The organism is Streptomyces davaonensis JCM 4913 (assembly GCF_000349325.1).
In the GTDB taxonomy this organism is placed as follows: Bacteria; Actinomycetota; Actinomycetes; order Streptomycetales; family Streptomycetaceae; genus Streptomyces; species Streptomyces davaonensis.
The window spans coordinates 2,131,501-2,149,122 of sequence record NC_020504.1 but is presented as its reverse complement, the minus strand read 5'-3'; the positions used below and the strand labels follow the sequence as shown (position 1 = coordinate 2,149,122).

13 protein-coding genes are annotated in these 17,622 nt (G+C 72.4%); 9 read left to right on the top strand and 4 right to left on the bottom strand.

Annotated elements, in window-relative coordinates; translation table 11 throughout:
* The first annotated feature begins 45 nt into the window (after positions 1–45).
* From BN159_RS09430 to BN159_RS09415, 4 genes are all read left to right on the top strand, one after another.
* The gene (locus BN159_RS09430) at positions 46–489 is read left to right on the top strand and encodes an SRPBCC family protein (protein ID WP_015656717.1); all 444 of its coding nucleotides are present in this window, start codon (positions 46–48) and stop codon (positions 487–489) included.
* A gap of 148 nt (positions 490–637) precedes the next feature.
* Positions 638–3,025, top strand: coding sequence for an MFS transporter (locus BN159_RS09425; RefSeq protein WP_015656716.1), 2,388 nt, complete (start codon positions 638–640; stop codon positions 3,023–3,025).
* A 144-nt stretch (positions 3,026–3,169) separates the two neighbouring features.
* Positions 3,170–5,632: an ATP-binding SpoIIE family protein phosphatase gene (locus BN159_RS09420; RefSeq protein ID WP_015656715.1), complete on the top strand. Its 2,463-nt coding sequence runs from the start codon at positions 3,170–3,172 to the stop codon at positions 5,630–5,632.
* Positions 5,633–5,775: 143 nt separating this feature from the next.
* Positions 5,776–6,498 carry a class I SAM-dependent methyltransferase gene (locus BN159_RS09415; protein WP_015656714.1) on the top strand — a complete coding sequence of 241 codons (723 nt, stop codon included), beginning with the start codon at positions 5,776–5,778 and terminating at the stop codon, positions 6,496–6,498.
* Here the strand turns inward: BN159_RS09415 and BN159_RS09410 are convergent.
* The 4 genes from BN159_RS09410 to BN159_RS09395 all read right to left on the bottom strand — a co-directional run bounded on the left by BN159_RS09410 (position 6,495) and on the right by BN159_RS09395 (position 11,385).
* Positions 6,495–9,032, bottom strand: a complete 2,538-nt coding sequence (locus tag BN159_RS09410; RefSeq protein ID WP_015656713.1) for an immunoglobulin domain-containing family protein — start codon at positions 9,030–9,032, stop codon at positions 6,495–6,497. The genes BN159_RS09415 and BN159_RS09410 overlap by 4 nt on opposite strands.
* A gap of 43 nt (positions 9,033–9,075) precedes the next feature.
* The gene (locus tag BN159_RS09405; protein WP_015656712.1) at positions 9,076–9,606 is read right to left on the bottom strand and encodes a hypothetical protein; all 531 of its coding nucleotides are present in this window, start codon (positions 9,604–9,606) and stop codon (positions 9,076–9,078) included.
* A gap of 95 nt (positions 9,607–9,701) precedes the next feature.
* Entirely contained in the window at positions 9,702–10,568 is an 867-nt protein-coding gene (locus BN159_RS09400) for an HtaA domain-containing protein (RefSeq protein ID WP_015656711.1), read from the bottom strand.
* Positions 10,569–10,605: 37 nt separating this feature from the next.
* Entirely contained in the window at positions 10,606–11,385 is a 780-nt protein-coding gene (locus BN159_RS09395) for a hypothetical protein (RefSeq protein ID WP_015656710.1), read from the bottom strand.
* Between the two features lie 87 nt (positions 11,386–11,472).
* Here BN159_RS09395 and BN159_RS09390 point away from each other — a divergent pair, with 87 nt between their 5' ends.
* Genes BN159_RS09390 through BN159_RS09370 form a run of 5 tightly spaced genes read left to right on the top strand, consistent with a single transcriptional unit; the run spans position 11,473 to position 17,611 of the window.
* Complete coding sequence (locus tag BN159_RS09390) at positions 11,473–12,510, top strand: heme/hemin ABC transporter substrate-binding protein (RefSeq protein WP_015656709.1); 1,038 nt, start codon at positions 11,473–11,475, stop codon at positions 12,508–12,510.
* A 47-nt stretch (positions 12,511–12,557) separates the two neighbouring features.
* A complete protein-coding gene (locus tag BN159_RS09385; protein ID WP_015656708.1) occupies positions 12,558–13,391 on the top strand; it encodes a M55 family metallopeptidase in 834 nt (277 codons plus the stop codon).
* Positions 13,384–14,688, top strand: coding sequence for a M20/M25/M40 family metallo-hydrolase (locus BN159_RS09380; protein ID WP_015656707.1), 1,305 nt, complete (start codon positions 13,384–13,386; stop codon positions 14,686–14,688). Before BN159_RS09385 ends, BN159_RS09380 begins: the two co-directional genes overlap by 8 nt.
* Before the next feature lie 17 nt (positions 14,689–14,705).
* Positions 14,706–16,691 carry a prolyl oligopeptidase family serine peptidase gene (locus tag BN159_RS09375; protein ID WP_015656706.1) on the top strand — a complete coding sequence of 662 codons (1,986 nt, stop codon included), beginning with the start codon at positions 14,706–14,708 and terminating at the stop codon, positions 16,689–16,691.
* Positions 16,688–17,611, top strand: coding sequence for a S66 peptidase family protein (locus BN159_RS09370; RefSeq protein WP_015656705.1), 924 nt, complete (start codon positions 16,688–16,690; stop codon positions 17,609–17,611). Before BN159_RS09375 ends, BN159_RS09370 begins: the two co-directional genes overlap by 4 nt.
* Positions 17,612–17,622 lie beyond the last annotated feature (11 nt).

Sequence of the window (17,622 nt, the reverse complement as noted above, 5' to 3'; positions counted from 1 at the left end):
TTGGCTTGCCCCGATCCCCGAGCAACCAGGTCCTGGAGGAAGTCAATGGCGCAGGTCGAAGCCGTCACGGAGCGGGTCGTCGCGGCGGACGCGGAGAAGGTGTTCGACGCGCTCGCCGACTACAGCGGCACCCGCGAGAAGGTGCTGACCGAGCACTTCAGCGAGTACGAGGTGCGCGAGGGCGGCGACGGCGAGGGCACCCTCGTCCACTGGAAGCTCCAGGCCACCAGCAAGCGCGTGCGCGACTGCCTCCTGGAGGTCACCGAGCCCACCGACGGCGAGCTCGTCGAGAAGGACCGCAACTCCTCCATGGTCACCACCTGGCGGGTCACCCCGGCCGGCGAGGGCAAGTCCCGGATCGTGGTCACCACCACCTGGCAGGGCGCCGGCGGTATCGGCGGCTTCTTCGAGAAGACCTTCGCCCCCAAGGGCCTCGGCCGGATCTACGACGCCCTGCTCGGCAAGCTCGCCGCCGAGGTCGAGAAGTAAGTCTTCGGTGTCCGGGGGGTGTTGAGCCCGCTCACCGGATCGAGTGGATCTCCCCGTGCCGCGCCGGATCGGCGTAACTCGTCGCGCTTGCTCGTAGTTGTCGCATTACGCGGGAATTGCGTGGCAGGTGCGACGAGGGGAGCGGTACGTGGGCGGGACGACTCCGGTGCAGGACCGACCGGTCGAGGCACCCCCCGAACCGCCCACGACGGCACCGGCCGTCGATACCGAACTCAGCCCGCGCCGGGTGCGGTTGGTCTTCTTCGGGCTGATGCTCGCGCTGCTGCTGGCCGCGCTGGAGCAGATGATCGTCGCCACCGCGCTGCCCAGGATCGTCGGCGAGCTGCACGGCCTGGACCGGATGTCCTGGGCGATCACCGCCTACCTCCTCACCTCCACCATCGGCCTGCCGGTCTACGGCAAGCTCGGCGACCTGCTCGGCCGTAAAGGCGTCTTCCAGTTCGCGATCGTGGTGTTCGTCGTCGGCTCCGCGCTCGCCGGGCGCGCCGAGACCATGGACCAGCTCATCGCCTACCGTGCCGTCCAGGGCGTCGGCGCGGGCGGGCTCATGATCGGGGTGCAGGCGATCATCGCCGACATCGTGCCGCCCCGGCAGCGCGGCCGGTACATGGGACTGATCGGCGCCGCCTTCGGCCTCGCCTCCGTCGCGGGCCCGCTGCTCGGCGGCTACTTCACCGACCACCTCTCCTGGCGCTGGTGCTTCTACTTCAACGTCCCGTTCGGCATCGTGACGCTCGCCGTGGTCGCCGCGGTGCTGAAGCTGCCGAAGCCGACCGCCAGACCCCGACTCGACATCCTCGGCTCGCTGCTGCTCGCCGCCGCCTCCACCTGCCTTGTCCTGCTGACCAGTTGGGGCGGCACCGAGCACGCCTGGGGCTCGCGGATCATCCTCGGGCTCGGCGCGGGCGCCGCCGCGGCCACCGTGCTCTTCCTCGTCGCCGAGCGCTTCGCCCCCGAACCCCTCATCCCGCTCCGGCTGTTCCGGGACTCCGTCTTCACCATCACGTCCCTGGTGGGCCTGGTGATCGGCGTCGCCCTGTTCGGCGCCGCCAGCTATCTGCCGACCTTCCTCCAGATGGTCGACGGGGCGTCCGCCACCGAGTCCGGGCTGCTCATGCTGCCGATGATGGGCGGTATCGTCGGCGCCTCCGTCGTCGCCGGACAACTCATCAGCCACACCGGGCGGTACAAGATCTACCCCGTGCTCGGCGGCGCCCTCTCCGTCCTCGGCATGTGGCTGCTGTCGCGCCTCGACATCGACACGCCCCGGCTGCACTACAGCCTCTGGATGGCCGTGCTCGGCGCCGGGATCGGCATGGTGATGCCCGTCCTGATCCTCGCCGTGCAGAACTCCGTGCGCCCCGCCGACCTCGGCACCGCCACCAGCGCCAACAACTACTTCCGGCAGATCGGCGGATCCGTCGGCGCCGCGATCTTCGGCACCCTCTTCGCCGACCGGCTCACCGACGCCCTCGCCGACCGGCTGCCCGCCTCCGCCGGCGGCGGGCTGCCCGACCCCGAGTCCATCACCCCGCAGGCCGTCCACGCGCTGCCCCCGGGCCTGCGCGACGCCTACATCCAGGCCTATGCCGACGCCATGCCGAGGATCTTCCTCTACCTCGTGCCGGTGCTCGTCCTGGGCCTGCTCATCGCCTTCTTCCTCAAGGAGAAACCGCTGGTGTCCCACCCCACCGTCGAAACCGAGACCGCCGCACCCGTCAACGCCCCCGTCCCGCACGCGCGTTCGCCGCACACCGCCGGAATCCCCGTCTGCGGCACCGTGCAGCACCCCGACGGAACCGTCGTCCCGCGCGCCGCGCTCACCCTCATCGACGCCGTCGGAGCGCAGATCGGCCGCGGCGCCAGCGGCGAGGACGGACGGTACGCGCTGGCCACGCCGGGCTCCGGGGCGTACGTCCTGATCGCGGCGGCGGGCGGACACCAGCCGCAGGCCGTCTCGGTGACCGTCGGCGAACGCCCGGTCGAGCTCGACGTGGTGCTCGGCGGCGCGGGACGGCTCGCGGGCGCCGTGGTCACCGCGGACGGAACTCCCGTACGGGAGGCGACCGTCACCCTCACCGACGTGCACGGCGAGGTCGTCGCCACCACGCGCAGCGGACGCGAGGGCAGGTACGTCATCACCGAGCTGGTGGCGGGTGAGTACACCCTCGCCGCCAGCGCCCCCGCCTTCCGCCCGGCCGCCCTCCCGGTCACCGTGCAGGCCGCCCGGGAGACCCGGCAGGACATCGAACTCGCCGGGGGAGCCGTCCTGCGCGGCACGGTCCGGGCGAACGGCGGCAGGCCGGTCGAGGACGCGCGGGTGACGCTGCTGGACGCGGCCGGCAATGTCGTCGACACGCTCACCACCGGAGGGGACGGGACCTTCCGGTTCGTCGACCTCTCCTCCGGCGAGTACACCGTGATCGCCGCGGGCTATCCGCCGGTCGCCACCGTGCTCCAGGTCGCCGGAGGCGGACGAACGGAACGGGATCTTCAGCTGGGCCACGAGGACTGAGCCGGACCGGCGGCGCGCGGGTGCGTGCGCCGGGGCGCGGGCACCGGCCAATTCCGGCGTTGCCGCACATCACCACCTGCTCTCGCCGTACGGTGGTGTAGGCGGCGCAGATCTTGCCAAGCCGTGGGGAGAGAGGCCTTGGCCATGGACCGTGGCATCGAGAGGGACGCACCTCCCAGCCGCGGAGCTGGGTACGACGGGACGGAACGCGCCACGAGCGGCCGCGTCCAGTTGGCCGTCGTGGTGGTGGACCGCGAGGGCCTGGTGTCGCACTGGAGCACCGGCGCCCGCCGACTGTTCGGCGCCGCCAAGGAGGAGGCGGTCGGACGGCCCGCCGCCGATCTGCTGCCGGTCTCCGGAGCGCTGCCCGAGGCGGCGGACGCCACCCCGTACGGCGCGTACGCGGCCTACGACGGCCTCGGACCCGATCTGGAGTCCTCCCTCGACGGACGGCTCAACTTCCCCGCCGCGGGCCGGGCCCGCCTCACCGTCCCCGGCGACGACCGCTCCGACGTCCTGTGGTGGGCCTACCCTCTGGTCGGCCCCGGCCGGGAACGGCTGCTGGTGCTCGCCGCCGACGCCGAGGGACTCCAACGCCAGGACCCCGACGGCCCCGGCACCGGTTGCGAGCGGATCGCGCCCGGGTTCGCCCTGCACACCGACTTTCCCGGTGCCGAGGAGCTGGCGGGCCGACTGCCCGAGATCCTGCCCAGCATGAGTGTCGGCGAGAGCTCCCGCATCGTCGCGCAGATCCTCGAACTGGGCTATCCCGTCCTGGAGTTCAGCCAGAACGACCGGGTGCCCGTCACCCCCGACTGGGGTGTGCCGCGACGCGCCGAGCGCAGGGCCCGCCAGGAGCGTGCCGCCCGTGCCGCCGTGCTCGGACTGCCCACGCCCGAGGAGCACACCGAGGAGAGCCCGGACCTGGAGTACGCGGCGGTCCGCGAACACCTGGAGTTCCTCAATGAGGTGAGCGGCCGCATCGGCACCTCCCTCGACCTCTCCCGGACCATCGTCGAGGTCAGCAAGGCCGTGGTGCCCCGCTTCACCGATGTCGCCGGCACCTATCTGCGCGAACAGGTCGTCGCGGGCGAGGGGTTCCCCGACGGCGTGCCGGACACCACCACCATGTGGCACCGGGTCGCCCTGGAGCACACCGACGAACCCGGCCGCTGGGACGACGTCGTGCCGGTCGGCGAGGCCATGCCGTTCCCCGCGCACACCCCGTTCTTCCAGTGCATGACCACCGGCGAGCCCGTGCTGGTGCCGCGGATCAGCGAGGAGATGGGCCACGCCATCGCCTCGCAGTTCGACAAGCGCGACATCCGGCCGCTCATCACCCACCGCTCCATGCTGGTCGTACCGCTCAAGGCCCGCAATGTGGTCCTCGGGTTCATGATCCTGCTGCGCCACCCCGAGCGGCCCGTCTTCAACGACATGGACCGGGTCACCGGCGCCGAACTCGCCGCCCGGGCGGGCCTCGTGCTCGACAACGCCCGGATGTACACCTTCCAGGAGAGCGTCGCCGAGACCCTCCAGGACAGCATGCTGCCGCACATCCCGCCGCGCATGGCGGGCTGCGACATCGCCACCCGCTATCTCCCCGGCACGCTCCTCGGCCGGGTCGGCGGCGACTGGTTCGACTCGGTGAAACTCCCCGGCGCCCGCACCGCCCTCGTCGTCGGCGACGTCATGGGCCACGGCCTCAACTCCGCCGCGATGATGGGCCAGTTACGGACGGCCGTACAGACCATGGCCGCCCTGGACCTGCCGCCCGCCCAACTGCTGCGCAACCTCGACGACCTCGCCCAGCGCCTCGGCGACACCTACCTCGCGACCTGTCTCTACGCCGTCTACGACCCGATCGCGAGCGAGCTGCACCTCGCCAACGCGGGCCACATCCCACCCGTGTTGGTGCGCGCCGACGGCGGGCGCAGCGAGCTGCTCGACCTGCCGACCGGTGCGCCCATAGGAGTCGGCGGGGTGCCGTTCGAGTCGGTGCGCGTGCGGGTGGAGCCCGGTGACCGGCTGGTGATGTGCACCGACGGTCTGGTCGAGATGCGCGGCGAGGACATCGGCGTGGGCCTGGCGACCCTGTGCGAGTCCGCCGCCCATCCGGCCGCGTCCATGGACGACGCCTGCGACACCATCATCCGTGCCCTCAACACCCGCGGCGGCCGCAAGGACGACGTAGCGCTGCTGATGGCCCGGCTCAACGGCATCGAGCCGGAGGACGTGGCGGAGTGGCGGGTCGCCCGTGATCCCGTCCAGGTCGGCCGGGCCCGCGCCGTGGTCCGCGAGCAACTGCACGACTGGGGTCTCGCCCGGCTCGCCGAGGTCGCCGAACTGCTGGTCAGCGAGCTGGTCACCAACGCGCTGCGGCACTCCCAGGGCCGTCCGGTCCAACTGCGCCTGGTCCGTGGTGACACCCTGCTGTGCGAGGTGGAGGACGACGACCACGAGCTGCCGACCCTGCTGAACGCCGGTCCGGCCGACGAGTTCGGCCGTGGGCTGCGCCTGGTGAGCACCCTTGCACGGGAGTGGGGCGCCAGCCGGACGAGTACCGGGAAGACCGTCTGGTTCGAACTGACGCTCCCCAGACGCTGACCGGCCATGTGGAGAAGGGCGTACGCGCATCGAATGCGGCGTGAAGGAATGCGCGACGTCCTTGTAGCCGTGCCCCGGGCGCGATAGACCGTACTCGCCCGTCACTTCGCGGCGGGTCGGCAACGCACCCTGGGGAGTTGGGCATGAGCGTGACGAGTCGGTACCGGGAGGCCTGGGAGAGCTTCTGGCGGGAGGCCCCGGAGGAGCAGGGGGCGGTGTTCTGGGACGCGGAGCCGGTGCTGACCGTCGGTCCTCATCTGGCCCTGTTCGAACCGCACTTGACCGCGCCGACGCTGCCCATGGTGGACCTGGGCTGCGGCAACGGCACCCAGACCCGCTTCCTCGCCGGCCGCTTCACGCATGTCGTCGGCGCCGACCTGTCCGTCGCGGCGATCGATCACGCCCGGCAGTCGGACCCCGCCGGGCTCGCGACCTACCGGATCCTGGACGCGGGCGAGAAGGACGAGGTGCAGACGCTGCACGCGGAGCTCGGCGACGCCAATGTCTACATGCGGGGCGTACTGCACCAGGCGGAGCCCGACGATCGGCAGTCGCTCGTGGACGGCATCGCCACCCTCGTCGGCACCCAGGGCCGGGCCTTCCTGGTCGAACTCGCCGAGGCGGCGAAGCCGGTGCTGATGGGACTCGCCCAGAGCCCCGCGGGCCCGCCGCCCAAGCTCGCCCCCGTCTTCCGGCACGGCCTCGCTCCCGGCGAGGTCGCCGACGACGCGGTGCTGGACTATCTGCGCACGGCCGGGCTCTCCGTGCTGGCGTCGGGCGACATGCCCCTCACCACCACGGAGTACACCCCGGACGGCGCCCGCATCGAACTGCCGTCGAAGTGGGCGGTCGTCGGCCGTTCCTAGCTGACGGTACGGCCCCGGCGGTACGCCACCCAGCCGGTCGCCGTCAGCGCCGCCGCCAGCGCGGCCACGGTGCCGACGGCGACGCCGGTCGAGGCCAGACTGCCGCCTGCGGTGGAGGTGTTGGTGCCGGTGCCTCCGGTGGTGGGCGAGGTGCCGCCGCCCGTACCGCCGGTGCCTCCTCCGGTACCGCCCGTGCCACCGTTGCCGCTGTCGCCGTCGTCGGTGTCCACCGGGTCCTGTCCGACGAAGCTCACCGGCACCTTGACGTCCTGGGTGCGGTCGCCGGAGAGGGTGTGGTCGGCGCGGGTCGCCAGGACGCACTTGGCCTTGAAGCAGTCCGTGAAGTCGTCCTTGGCGTCCACGGTCAGCTCCACCTCGAAGCTGCCGCCATCGCCGTACGGGATCGCCAAGTCCTCGCCGTAGTCCGGTGGGTTGGAGGAGATCCACGCGGAGGAGTGGGACGCGCCGCTCATGTCCACGCCGCCGATGCAGGGCGTCGGCAGCTCACCGGCGCCGTTGTCGACGCACAGGGCGACGTAGATGCCCTTGTCGACGTCGTAGCCGGAGCCGGTGACCTTCAGGGTCTGGTTCTCGGTGGCCAGGTGGTTGACCGGGGTGACGGTGAGCCGCTGGCCCTCGGGTCCGGTGACGGTCCTGGAGCCGGAGGGTTGCTGGGGCGACCCACCCCCGTCACCGCTGTCGCCCCCGTCGTCGGCCGCCTTGACCGTCAAGGTGATCGGCGAAGTGCGGGTGGTGCCAGCGGAGTTGGTGAACTCGGCCCGGTAGCGGTAGCCGTCCTGCGCCGCCTTCGCGGTGAAGGAGTAGGCGTTCTCGTTCGCGCCCTCGACGGCCGCCCAGGTCTGGCCGCCGTCCGGGCTGACCTGCCAGCGCACGGCCGGTTCCGGGGTGCCTTCGGCCGCCGCGACCAAGGTCACCTTGTCGCCGGTGGCGACGGACTGGTCGGTGGGGGACTGGGTCACCTTCGGCGACATGCGCAGGTCGTACTTGACGACCTTGCTCTCCGCCGACTGGGTGACGTACACGGATGCGGCGCCCGGCGCGACCGCGATGCCCGCGTAGGTGCCGGTGCGGACACTGCCGGGCAGCGCGACCGCGTCGGCCACAGGCCGGAAGCTCGCGCTGTCGAGGATCTCCAGGGACCCGGTGTTGTCCGTGGTGCCGTCGGAGAGGTCCTCGCGCAGCACGAAGGCGCGCCCGGTGGCCTTGTCGAAGGCCGCCGCCATGGCCCGGTCCCCGCCCGTGAGAGTGGCCAGCGGCTTGCCGTCCTTGTCGAGGACGAGCACGGAACTGCCGCTGCCCACCCAGACGTTGCCGGTCGCGGGGTCCGGCTCGACGAACGTCAGGACATCGGCGGGGAGTTCCGCCGTTGCCGTGACCTGGAAGGTGGCGGTGTCCACGCGGCGCAGCACCGGCTTGCCCTCGGCGGTGCCGACGGACCAGGCGGCGTCGCGGACGGCGTCCACGCCGAGTTCGGTGCCGCCCTCCAGGGCGATCGTCGCCTTGACGGTGCCGGTCGCCAGCTCGGTCCGGCGCAGCTCACCGCCCGCCGCGATCAGCACCGTGGAGGTGTCGGAGTCCTGGCCGACGCCGGTGAAGGAGGCGCCGTTGAACCACAGGCCCTGCGCGGTCGCGTCGCCGTCCTTGGCGGTGCCGATGCCGCGCAGCGGATAGTGGAAGACCACCCCGTCGCCGGGCACCGCGGCGACGATCCGGCGGACCACCCGAGGCGCCAGGGCGCCGCCGAGCCCGGGCGCCTGGGCGATATGGCTGAGGACCTTGCCGTCCCCGTCGTCCAGGGCGTACAGGCCCTGCTCGGCCACGTCCGCCGTGTCGGGGATGTTGTCCGAACCGACGTACAGCTTCCCGGAGTCGGGGTGCAGCAGCAGGTCCAGCGGACGGCCTGCGGTGGTGAACTCGGCGGCCTTCGCATAGCTGACGGTGCCCGGCGGGACGTCCACGCCGTCCCCGCCGCCGTCCCCGTCACCCGGGTCCTGGCCCGCGAAGGCGATCGGGATCCGGACGTCCTGGGAGCGGTCACCGGCGGCGTTGTGGTCGACGCGGGTGACGACCGAGCAGGCCACCTCGAAGCAGTCGAGGCCGCCGTCCGCGGCCTTGACGTCCAGCTCGACGTCGAAGGTGCCGCCCTCGCCCCAGCGTTCGGCGACGGTGCCCGCTCCCTCGTCGGAGGCGTCCCTCGGGATGATCCACTTGGAGGCCCCACTGCCGCCGCCCTGGTCGGCGCCGCCCAGACAGGGGGTGGGGATGCGGTTGTCGCCGTTGTCCTTGCACACGGCGACGTAGATGCCCTTGGTGTCGTCGTAGCCGGAGCCGGTGACCCGCAGCGTCTCGCCGTCCGGGTCGAGGTCGGCGGACGCGGAGACGGTGAGTTTCTGACCGTCCTTGCCGAGCGCCGTCCTCGGGGTGTCGGCGGCCCGTGCGGTCGAGCCGGCGGCGGCTGAGGCGGCCACCAGCGCGGCGGCGCCGACGAACGCCGCCGGGCGTCTGAGATGCATCGGAGTTCCTCACTTGTCGAGTGCGCCCGGCCTGTCTGGGTGCCTACTGGAAGGTGATCGGGACGTGCACGTCGTACTTGCGGTCATTGCTGTCGAAGTGGTCGGCGCGCGTGACGATCGCGCAGTCGACGTCCTGGCCGCAGACGCTGCCGTCGTCGAGGGTGGCCTTGACGAAGATGTTCACGTTGAAGGTGCCGCCGGTGCCGAACTTGGAGCTGTTGGCGAACATGCCGCCGAAGACGTTGTTGACCCAGTGCGAGGCGCCGGTGGAGCCGCTCTCGTCCTGGCCGCCCAGACACGGGGTGGGCTTGGCGGCGCCCGGGGCGCCCTCGACGACGCACAGGCCGACGTAGATGCCCTGGCCCGGGTTGAAGCCGGAGCCGGTGACGTTGATGACCTGGCCGGCCGCCGACGTGGTGTTCGGGGCGGTCACCGAGAGGTTGTAGGTGGTGGAGCCGTCCACGATCGTGCGGGTCGAGGTGGCGGCGGACGCCGAGGTCGCCAGGCCCAGGGTGAGGGCGGCGGAGGCGGCGACGGCGAGGCCCGCGCGGGCGGCGGCAGGAACGACTCTCATCGGGAACCCTTCTTGGAGAGCGGGGAGTTACTTAGGTAAGGCTAACCTAAGTATCGGTTGATGTTGGTTGTCAACGGGATCAGGGCTGCACGGGATCAGGACTTGCTCGCCCGCACGCCGAAGCCCGCGGCGGCGCGGGGCTCGCCGGAGACGCCGTACAGCTCCACCGTGTGCTCGCCCTCGGCGGCGGTGGCGTACACCGGGAACTCGCGGGAGAAACGGCCCTGTTCGTCGGCCGTCACCTGGTACCGGGTGTCCTTGTCGATCGCGACGAGCAGCACCTCACCGGGCTCGAATCCCTCACCGGTGACGGTCTGTCGGGAGCCCGCGGACAACTCGGGGGCACTCAGGGTGACTTGGGCGGGTGTGGCGACCGGGGGAGGTGCCGCCGGTGGCGTCGGGTGCGGGGCGTCGGCCGCCTCCGTCTCCGCTCCGGTGCCCACCGTCACGTCGAACCGGCCGAGGGGGGATCCCGGGGCGAACTCCTGCCCGCTCCACCGGGAGAGCAACGCCGCGCCCTCGTCGGTGAGCAAGACGGTCAGTCCGGTCCAGGTCACCCCGCCGGTCCGGACCGTGGTGTCGCCGGGTCTCACCTCGGCCAGGGCGAGTTCACGCGCCTCGCCATTGAAGGCCGTACGGGTGCGCAGCGCTCCCGAGTCGCCGTCCAGGCGCAGGCGCAGGTCCGCCAGGATCAGCGGCGGCACCGTGTCGGAGGTCGGCGCGAGCCGGGCCGTACCGCCCAACTCCAGGTCCATGCCGCCGGTTTCGGGATCGGCCGAGCCGCTGGTGGCCGGCAGCCAGGCCGGGCGCGCCGAACCCCCGAGGGTCAGCTCTCCCGCGTCGAGCGTCCAGCTGACATGGCCGCCGGACACCGCCGTCTCCTGTGCCGCCGCGGTGCCCTGCCCCAGCAGGGCCAGCAGCGCGCCGCCCGCGACCACGGCGGCACCGGGTCTCTTCGTCATCGTCAAGTCTCCTGGGGATTGCGGGAATCAGGGGCCGTCAGCGCGCGCCCGCCCGGCGCCGACGCGCCCAGAGCCAGGTCCAGGTACCGGCCCCGACCAGCGCCACCGCGGTCAGTCCGGCAGGCAGCGCGACGGAACCGGTGCTGGCCAGCGGGCCCTTCGGCTCCTCCGCGCCGGTGTCGCCGGGGCCGGAATCGGCGGTGGTGGTCGCGGGCGCCGAGGCGCTCGGAGTGCTCGACGGCGTACTGCCGCTGCCCGCCCCGGTGTTGTCGCCGCCCGTGCCGCCGAAGCTCACCGGGATCCGTACCGTCTGGCTCTGGTCGCCGCCCCGCGTGTGGTCGTTACGGGTGATCACGGCGCAGGTCACACCCGACTTGGTGCAGTCGGTGTTGGCGTCCTTCGCCCGCACCTTCACCTTCACGCTGAACGAGCCCTTGTGCCCGCTGCCTTCGTACGGCTTCGCCAGACCCTCGCCGTAGGACGGCGGATGGGAGGACACCCACACCGACGCGCCGGATTCCCCGGACATGTCGACGCCGCCCACGCAGGGCGTCGGCGTCCTCCCGGCGCCGTTGTCGACGCAGAAGGCGACGTAGATGCCCTTCTCGGTGTTGTAGCCGGAGCCGGTGACGGTCACCGTCTCGCCCTCCGGGTCGAGGCCGGAGGACTTCGACACGGTGAGTTTCTGGCCCTCGGGACCGCTCGCCGAGCCGCCCGCGGCGGACGCCGGAACGGCCGACGCAAGGACGGCGATCGAGGCCGCCAGTACGGCCGTACGGCCAACTCTCTTGCCACGCAGGCCACTTGGTAATGCCACGGCACACCCCCACCACGAGATAATAAGGTAAGGCTAACCTAAGTCATTGCTCAACTGTGGTGAACCGAGGGTCCGGAGGGGACAGCGATGAAATTGACCGGAAGGGCACGTCGGCTCGGCCTGCCTGTGGTGCTCGCCGTGGCACTGCTCACCGGCGCCTGCGGGGGCGGCACCTCGGTGTCCGGCGGGTCGGACGCCTCGCCCGCCTCCGCGAGCGAGCGTGCCGCGGCCGCCGAGAAGCAGCTCGCGAAGAACACCCTCGTCCCCCTGGAGGGCGAGCCGCCCACCCCGGAACTGCCCGTCACCGTCGACTCCTCCGACGGGCGGAAGGTGACCGTCGAGGACGCCTCCCGCATCCTGCCGCTCAACGGCGGGGTCGCGGAGATCGTGTTCACCCTGGGACTCGGCGACCGCGTCGTGGGCCGGGACATCACCGCCACCTTCGCCGAGGCCGAGGACCTCCCGCAGGTCACCAAGGCGCACGACGTCAGCGCGGAGAGCGTGCTGTCGCTGAAGCCGACAGTCGTGCTCGCCGACACCGACACCGGCCCCGGCGAGGCCATCGAACAGATCCGGGACGCCGGGGTGCCCGTCGTCGTCCTCGACCCGGCGACGGAACTGGCCGACGTCACCACCCGGACCACCCGCATCGCCGAGGCCCTCGGCGTCCCCGACGCGGGCCAGGCGCTGAACGTGCGGATGAGCGACGAACTAGCCGCCGCCCGCGCCGCCGTGCCCGAGGGCAGCAGGCCCAAGGTCGCCTTCCTCTACATGCGCGGCAGCGCGGCCGTCTATCTGATCGGCGGCAAGGGCTCGGGCGCCGACTCCCTCGTCGAGGCCGCGGGGGCCGTCGACGCGGGCAAGGAGGCCGGGTTCGACAAGCCGTTCACGCCCATCACCAGCGAGGCCCTGGTCCGCGCCCAGCCCGACGTCATCCTCATGATGACCAAGGGACTCGAATCCGTCGGCGGCATCGACGGCCTGGTCCGGATACCCGGAATCGCCCAGACCCCGGCGGGCATGAACCGCCGAGTCGTCGACCTGGAGGACGGCGTCCTGCTCGGCTACGGCCCGCGCACCCCCCTCGTCATCGACCTCCTGGTGGACCGCCTGCACAAGACCTGACGACGCTTCCTGGCCGGGCCCGCTCCCGGCGCGTACCGTGACAGGTCATGAAGATCCTCATCAGCGCCGACATGGAGGGCGCCACCGGGGTGACCTGGCCGGCCGACGTGCTGCCGGGCACTCCGCAGTGGGAGCGCTGCCGGTCGATGTTCACCTCGGACGTCAACGCCGCCGTCCTGGGGTTCTACGACGGCGGCGCCGACGAGGTCCTGATCAACGAGGCGCACTGGACCATGCGCAACCTCCTCCTCGAACGCCTCGACGAGCGGGCCGAGATGCTCACCGGGCGGCACAAGTCCCTGTCCATGGTGGAAGGCGTGCAGCACGGCGACGTCGACGGCATCGCCTTCGTCGGCTATCACGCGGGCGCAGGCATGGAGGGCGTCCTCGCCCACACCTACTTGGCCAACTCCATCACCGGGGTGTGGGTGAACGACGTACGGGCCAGCGAGGGGCTGCTCAACGCCCATGTCGTGGCCGAGTACGGGGTGCCCGTCGTGCTGGTCACCGGGGACGACGTGGCCTGCGAGGACGCGCTCGGGTACGCGCCCGAGGCGCCGAAGGTCGCCGTCAAGGACCATGTCTCGCGGTACGCCGCCGTCTGCCGAACCCCCAACCGGACCTTCGCCGACATCCGGGCCGCCGCCAAGGAGGCCGCCGCGCTGGCGGTCCGTCATGAGCCGGTGCGGGGCGGGCCGTTCACCGTCGCCGTGGAGTTCGACGCCGAGCATCTGTCGATGGCCGCGACCGTCGTGCCCGGGGTGGAGCGGATCGGGGAGCGGAAGGTGGCGTACACCAGCGGGACCATGTACGAGGGGATCCGGACCTTCAAGGCGGTCACCACGATCGTCTCGGCGGCGGTGGAGGAGCAGTATGGCTGACCGGCAGGCACTGGACGAGGTCGTGACGTTCACGTCCGAGCTGATCCGTATCGACACCACCAACCGGGGCGGGGGCGACTGCCAGGAGCGGCCCGCCGCCGAGTACGCCGCCGCCCGGCTGGCCGAGGCGGGGATCGAGCCGACCCTGCTGGAGCGCACCAAGGGCCGGACCAATGTCGTCGCGCGGATCGAGGGCAGCGACCCGTCGGCGGACGCGTTGCTGCTGCACGGTCACCTGGACGTGGTGCCCGCCGAGGCGCGGGACTGGACCGTGCACCCGTTCTCCGGGGAGCTCCGCGACGGGGTCGTGTGGGGGCGCGGGGCCGTCGACATGAAGAACATGGACGCGATGATCCTCGCCGTCGTCCGCTCCTGGGCCCGTGAGGGCGTACGGCCCCGGCGGGACGTCGTGATCGCGTTCACCGCCGACGAGGAGGCCAGCGCCGAGGACGGCTCCGGGTTCCTCGCCGATCAGCACGCCGCGCTGTTCGAGGGCTGCACCGAGGGCGTCAGCGAGTCCGGGGCGTTCACCTTCCACGACGGCAGCGGACGGGAGCTGTACCCCATCGCCGCGGGGGAGCGGGGCACCGGCTGGCTGAAGCTCACCGCGCGCGGCCGGGCCGGACACGGCTCCAAGGTCAACCGGGAGAACGCGGTCACCCGGCTGTCCGCCGCCATCGCCCGGATCGGCGCCCACGAGTGGCCGCTCCGGCTGACCCCGACCGTGCGCGCCGCCCTCACCGAACTCGCCGCCGTGTACGGCATCGCACCCGACCTGGACGATGTGGACGCGCTGCTGAAGAAGCTCGGCCCGGCGGCGTCCCTGGTCGAGGCCACCGTCCGCAACAGCGCCAACCCGACGATGCTGGACGCCGGTTACAAGGTGAACGTCATCCCGGGCGAGGCCGTCGCGTATGTGGACGGGCGCTATCTGCCGGGCGGCGAGGACGAGTTCCGTACGACCCTCGACCGGCTCACCGGGCCCGACGTGGAGTGGGAGTTCCACCACCGCGAGGTCGCCCTCCAGGCGCCGGTCGACTCACCGACGTACGCGAAGATGCGAGCCGCCGTCGAGGAGTTCGCGCCGCGGGGGCATGTCGTGCCGTACTGCATGTCCGGCGGCACCGACGCCAAGCAGTTCTCGCGGCTCGGCATCACCGGGTACGGGTTCGCGCCGCTGAAGCTCCCGGAGGGCTTCGACTACCAGGCCCTCTTCCACGGGGTCGACGAGCGCGTCCCCGTCGAGGCCCTGCACTTCGGGGTCCGGGTCCTGGACCGCTTCCTGCGGACGGCGTAGCGGAGTTGGGGGAGAACGTGCAGACCTTGCCGTACGGTTCCTGGCCCTCGCCCATCGACGCGGCCCTCGCCGCCGCGCACGACGGGCACCCCGAGTACGTGGGCTTCGTCGGGGACGAGGTGTGGTGGACCGAGCCGCGCCCCACCGAGGGCGGCCGCCGCACCCTGGTCCGCCGTCGCGCCGACGGCACCCAGGAGCCGGTACTGCCGGCGCCGTGGAACGTGCGCAGCCGGGTCATCGAGTACGGCGGTCACCCGTGGTCCGGAACCCTGGTCGACGGCGAACCGCTCGTGGTGTTCGTCGACTTCGCCGACCAGCGGCTCTACCGCTACGAGCCAGGCGGCGAGCCGAGCCCGCTCACTCCGGTGTCCGAGGTGGGCGGCGGACTGCGCTGGGCCGAACCGCGGATCCTGCTCGACCGCGGTGAAGTGTGGTGCGTGCTGGAGGAGTTCACGGGGGACGGGCCGAGCGATGTGCGGCGCGTCGTGGCCGCCGTACCGCTGGACGGGTCGGCCGCCGAGGACCGGGGAGCCGTGCGGGAACTCAGCGACGGGGCGCACCGGTTCGTCACGGGGCCGCGGCTCTCGCCGGACGGGCGGCGGGCGGCGTGGCTGGCCTGGGACCATCCGCGGATGCCGTGGGACGGGACCGAGTTGGTGGTCGCCGACGTGGGCGAGGGGCTGTCCGGGGCGCGGACCGTCGCGGGCGGGCCCGAGGAGTCCATCGCCCAGGCCGACTGGGCCGCCGACGGCTCCCTGCTGTACACGAGCGACCGCACCGGCTGGTGGAACCTCTACCGCGACGGCGTTCCGCTGTGCCCGCGCGAGGAGGAGTTCGGCGGGCCGCTGTGGAAGCTCGGCCACCGCTGGTTCGCCCCGCTGGCGAGCGAAGCGAGATGGGGGTCCCCCCGCCCGGAGGGTGGGGGAGGACTGATCGCCGTCGTGCACGGCCGGGGCGCCACCGCGCTCGGGATACTGGACCCCGAGACAGGCGAGGTCGTCGACGCGGCCGGACCCTGGACCGAGTTCTCGCCCACCCTCGCGGTGCACGGCGAGCGCGTGGTCGCCGTCGGGGCCAGCCCGCGCAGCGCCTACGAGGTCATCGAACTCAACACCCGCACCGGCCGCGCCCGGGTCATCGGCGCCGAGCACGACGACCCCGTGGACCCCGCCTACTACCCCGAGCCGCAGATCCGCACCTTCACCGGACCGGCCGGACGCGAGATCCACGCGCATGTCTACCCGCCCCACAACCCCGGCTGCGTCGCCCCCGGCGGCCGGCCCGCGCCGTACGTCGTCTGGGCGCACGGCGGGCCCACCGGGCGGGCGCCCCTCGTCCTGGACCTGGAGATCGCCTACTTCACCTCGCGCGGCATCGGCGTCGCCGAGGTCAACTACGGCGGCTCCACCGGGTACGGCCGGGAGTACCGCGACCGGCTGCGCGAGCAGTGGGGTGTGGTCGACGTCGAGGACTGCGCGGCCGTCGTGCTGGCCCTCGCCGAGGAGGGCACCGCCGACCGGCGGCGGCTCGCCGTGCGGGGCGGCAGCGCGGGCGGCTGGACCGCGGCGGCCTCCCTCACCGCCACCGACGTCTACGCCTGCGGCACGATCATCTACCCCATCCTCGACCTCGCCGCCTGGGCCGACGGGGAGACCCACGACTTCGAGTCGCGGTACCTGGAGAGCCTGGTCGGGCCGCGCGCCGAGGTGCCCGGACGGTACGCGGAACGCTCGCCGAGCGAGCACGCCGAGCGGATCACCGCGCCGTTCCTGCTGCTCCAGGGCCTGGACGACGTGATCTGCCCGCCCGCGCAGTGCGAACGGTTCCTGGCCGGCATGGCGGGACGGCGGGTGCCGCACGCCTACCTCGCCTTCGAGGGGGAGGGGCACGGCTTCCGCCGCGCGGAGACGATGGTGCGGGTCCTGGAGGCGGAGCTGTCCCTCTACGCTCAGGTGTTCGGCCTGAACCCGCCCGGCATCCCGACCCTGGAGCTCGTCAAGTGAAGCAACTCCTGCGCCCGCAGCGGCTCGCCCCCGGCGCCCGCGTCGCCGTCGTCGCGACCAGCGGGCCCGTGCCCGAGGAACGGCTCGCGGCCGGGCTCGACGTGCTGCGCGGCTGGGGCCTGGACCCGGTCGTGGCACCCCATGTGCTCGACCGGCACCCCGAGTTCGGCTACCTCGCCGGGACGGACGCCGACCGGGCCGCCGATCTCCAGAACGCCTGGTGCGACCCGTCCGTCGACGCCGTGCTCTGCGCGCGCGGCGGATACGGCGTGCAGCGGATGATCGACCTGCTCGACTGGGAGGCGATGCGCGCGGCCGGTCCGAAGGTGTTCGTGGGCTTCAGCGACCTCACCGTGCTCCACGAGGCGTTCGCACAGCGGCTCGGCCTCGCCACGCTGTACGGGCCGATGGCGGCGGGCATCGACTTCATCAAGAGCGCGACGGCCCAGGAGCACCTCAGGGCCACGCTGTTCGCCCCGGAGACGGTCCGCGAGATCGCCTCCCGCGGCCGGACCGTCGTATCCGGCCGGGCGCGCGGGGTCACCCTCGGTGGCTGTCTGTGCCTGCTCGCCGCCGAGCTGGGCACCCCGGACGCCCGTCCGTCCGCGCGGGGTGGACTGCTGTGCCTGGAGGACGTGGGGGAGGAGACCTACCGCGTCGACCGGTACCTCACCCAACTCCTGCGCGCGGGCTGGCTCGACGGGGTGCGGGGAGTGCTGCTCGGCTCGTGGGAGGAGTGCGACCCGTACGAGCGGCTGGGCCCGCTGCTCCTCGACCGGCTCGGCGGGCTCGGGGTGCCCGTCGTGGAGGAGTTCGGGTTCGGGCACTGCTCCGACGGGCTGACGATCCCCTTCGGAGCGACGGCCGAACTGGACGCCGACGCGGGCACGCTGACGCTGGATGAGCCCGCTCTGCGCTGAACTTCGGTCAA

Bases quoted from the DNA above. Each gene is read 5' to 3' on its own strand.
- BN159_RS09430 (WP_015656717.1), top strand. From the start codon at position 46: ATGGCGCAGGTCGAAGCCGTCACGGAGCGGGTCGTCGCGGCGGACGCG.
- BN159_RS09385 (WP_015656708.1), top strand. From the start codon at position 12,558: ATGAAGATCCTCATCAGCGCCGACATGGAGGGCGCCACCGGGGTGACC.
- BN159_RS09400 (WP_015656711.1), bottom strand. From the start codon at position 10,568: ATGACGAAGAGACCCGGTGCCGCCGTGGTCGCGGGCGGCGCGCTGCTG.
- BN159_RS09410 (WP_015656713.1), bottom strand. From the start codon at position 9,032: ATGCATCTCAGACGCCCGGCGGCGTTCGTCGGCGCCGCCGCGCTGGTG.
- BN159_RS09405 (WP_015656712.1), bottom strand. From the start codon at position 9,606: ATGAGAGTCGTTCCTGCCGCCGCCCGCGCGGGCCTCGCCGTCGCCGCC.
- BN159_RS09390 (WP_015656709.1), top strand. From the start codon at position 11,473: ATGAAATTGACCGGAAGGGCACGTCGGCTCGGCCTGCCTGTGGTGCTC.
- BN159_RS09380 (WP_015656707.1), top strand. From the start codon at position 13,384: ATGGCTGACCGGCAGGCACTGGACGAGGTCGTGACGTTCACGTCCGAG.
- BN159_RS09420 (WP_015656715.1), top strand. From the start codon at position 3,170: ATGGACCGTGGCATCGAGAGGGACGCACCTCCCAGCCGCGGAGCTGGG.
- BN159_RS09415 (WP_015656714.1), top strand. From the start codon at position 5,776: ATGAGCGTGACGAGTCGGTACCGGGAGGCCTGGGAGAGCTTCTGGCGG.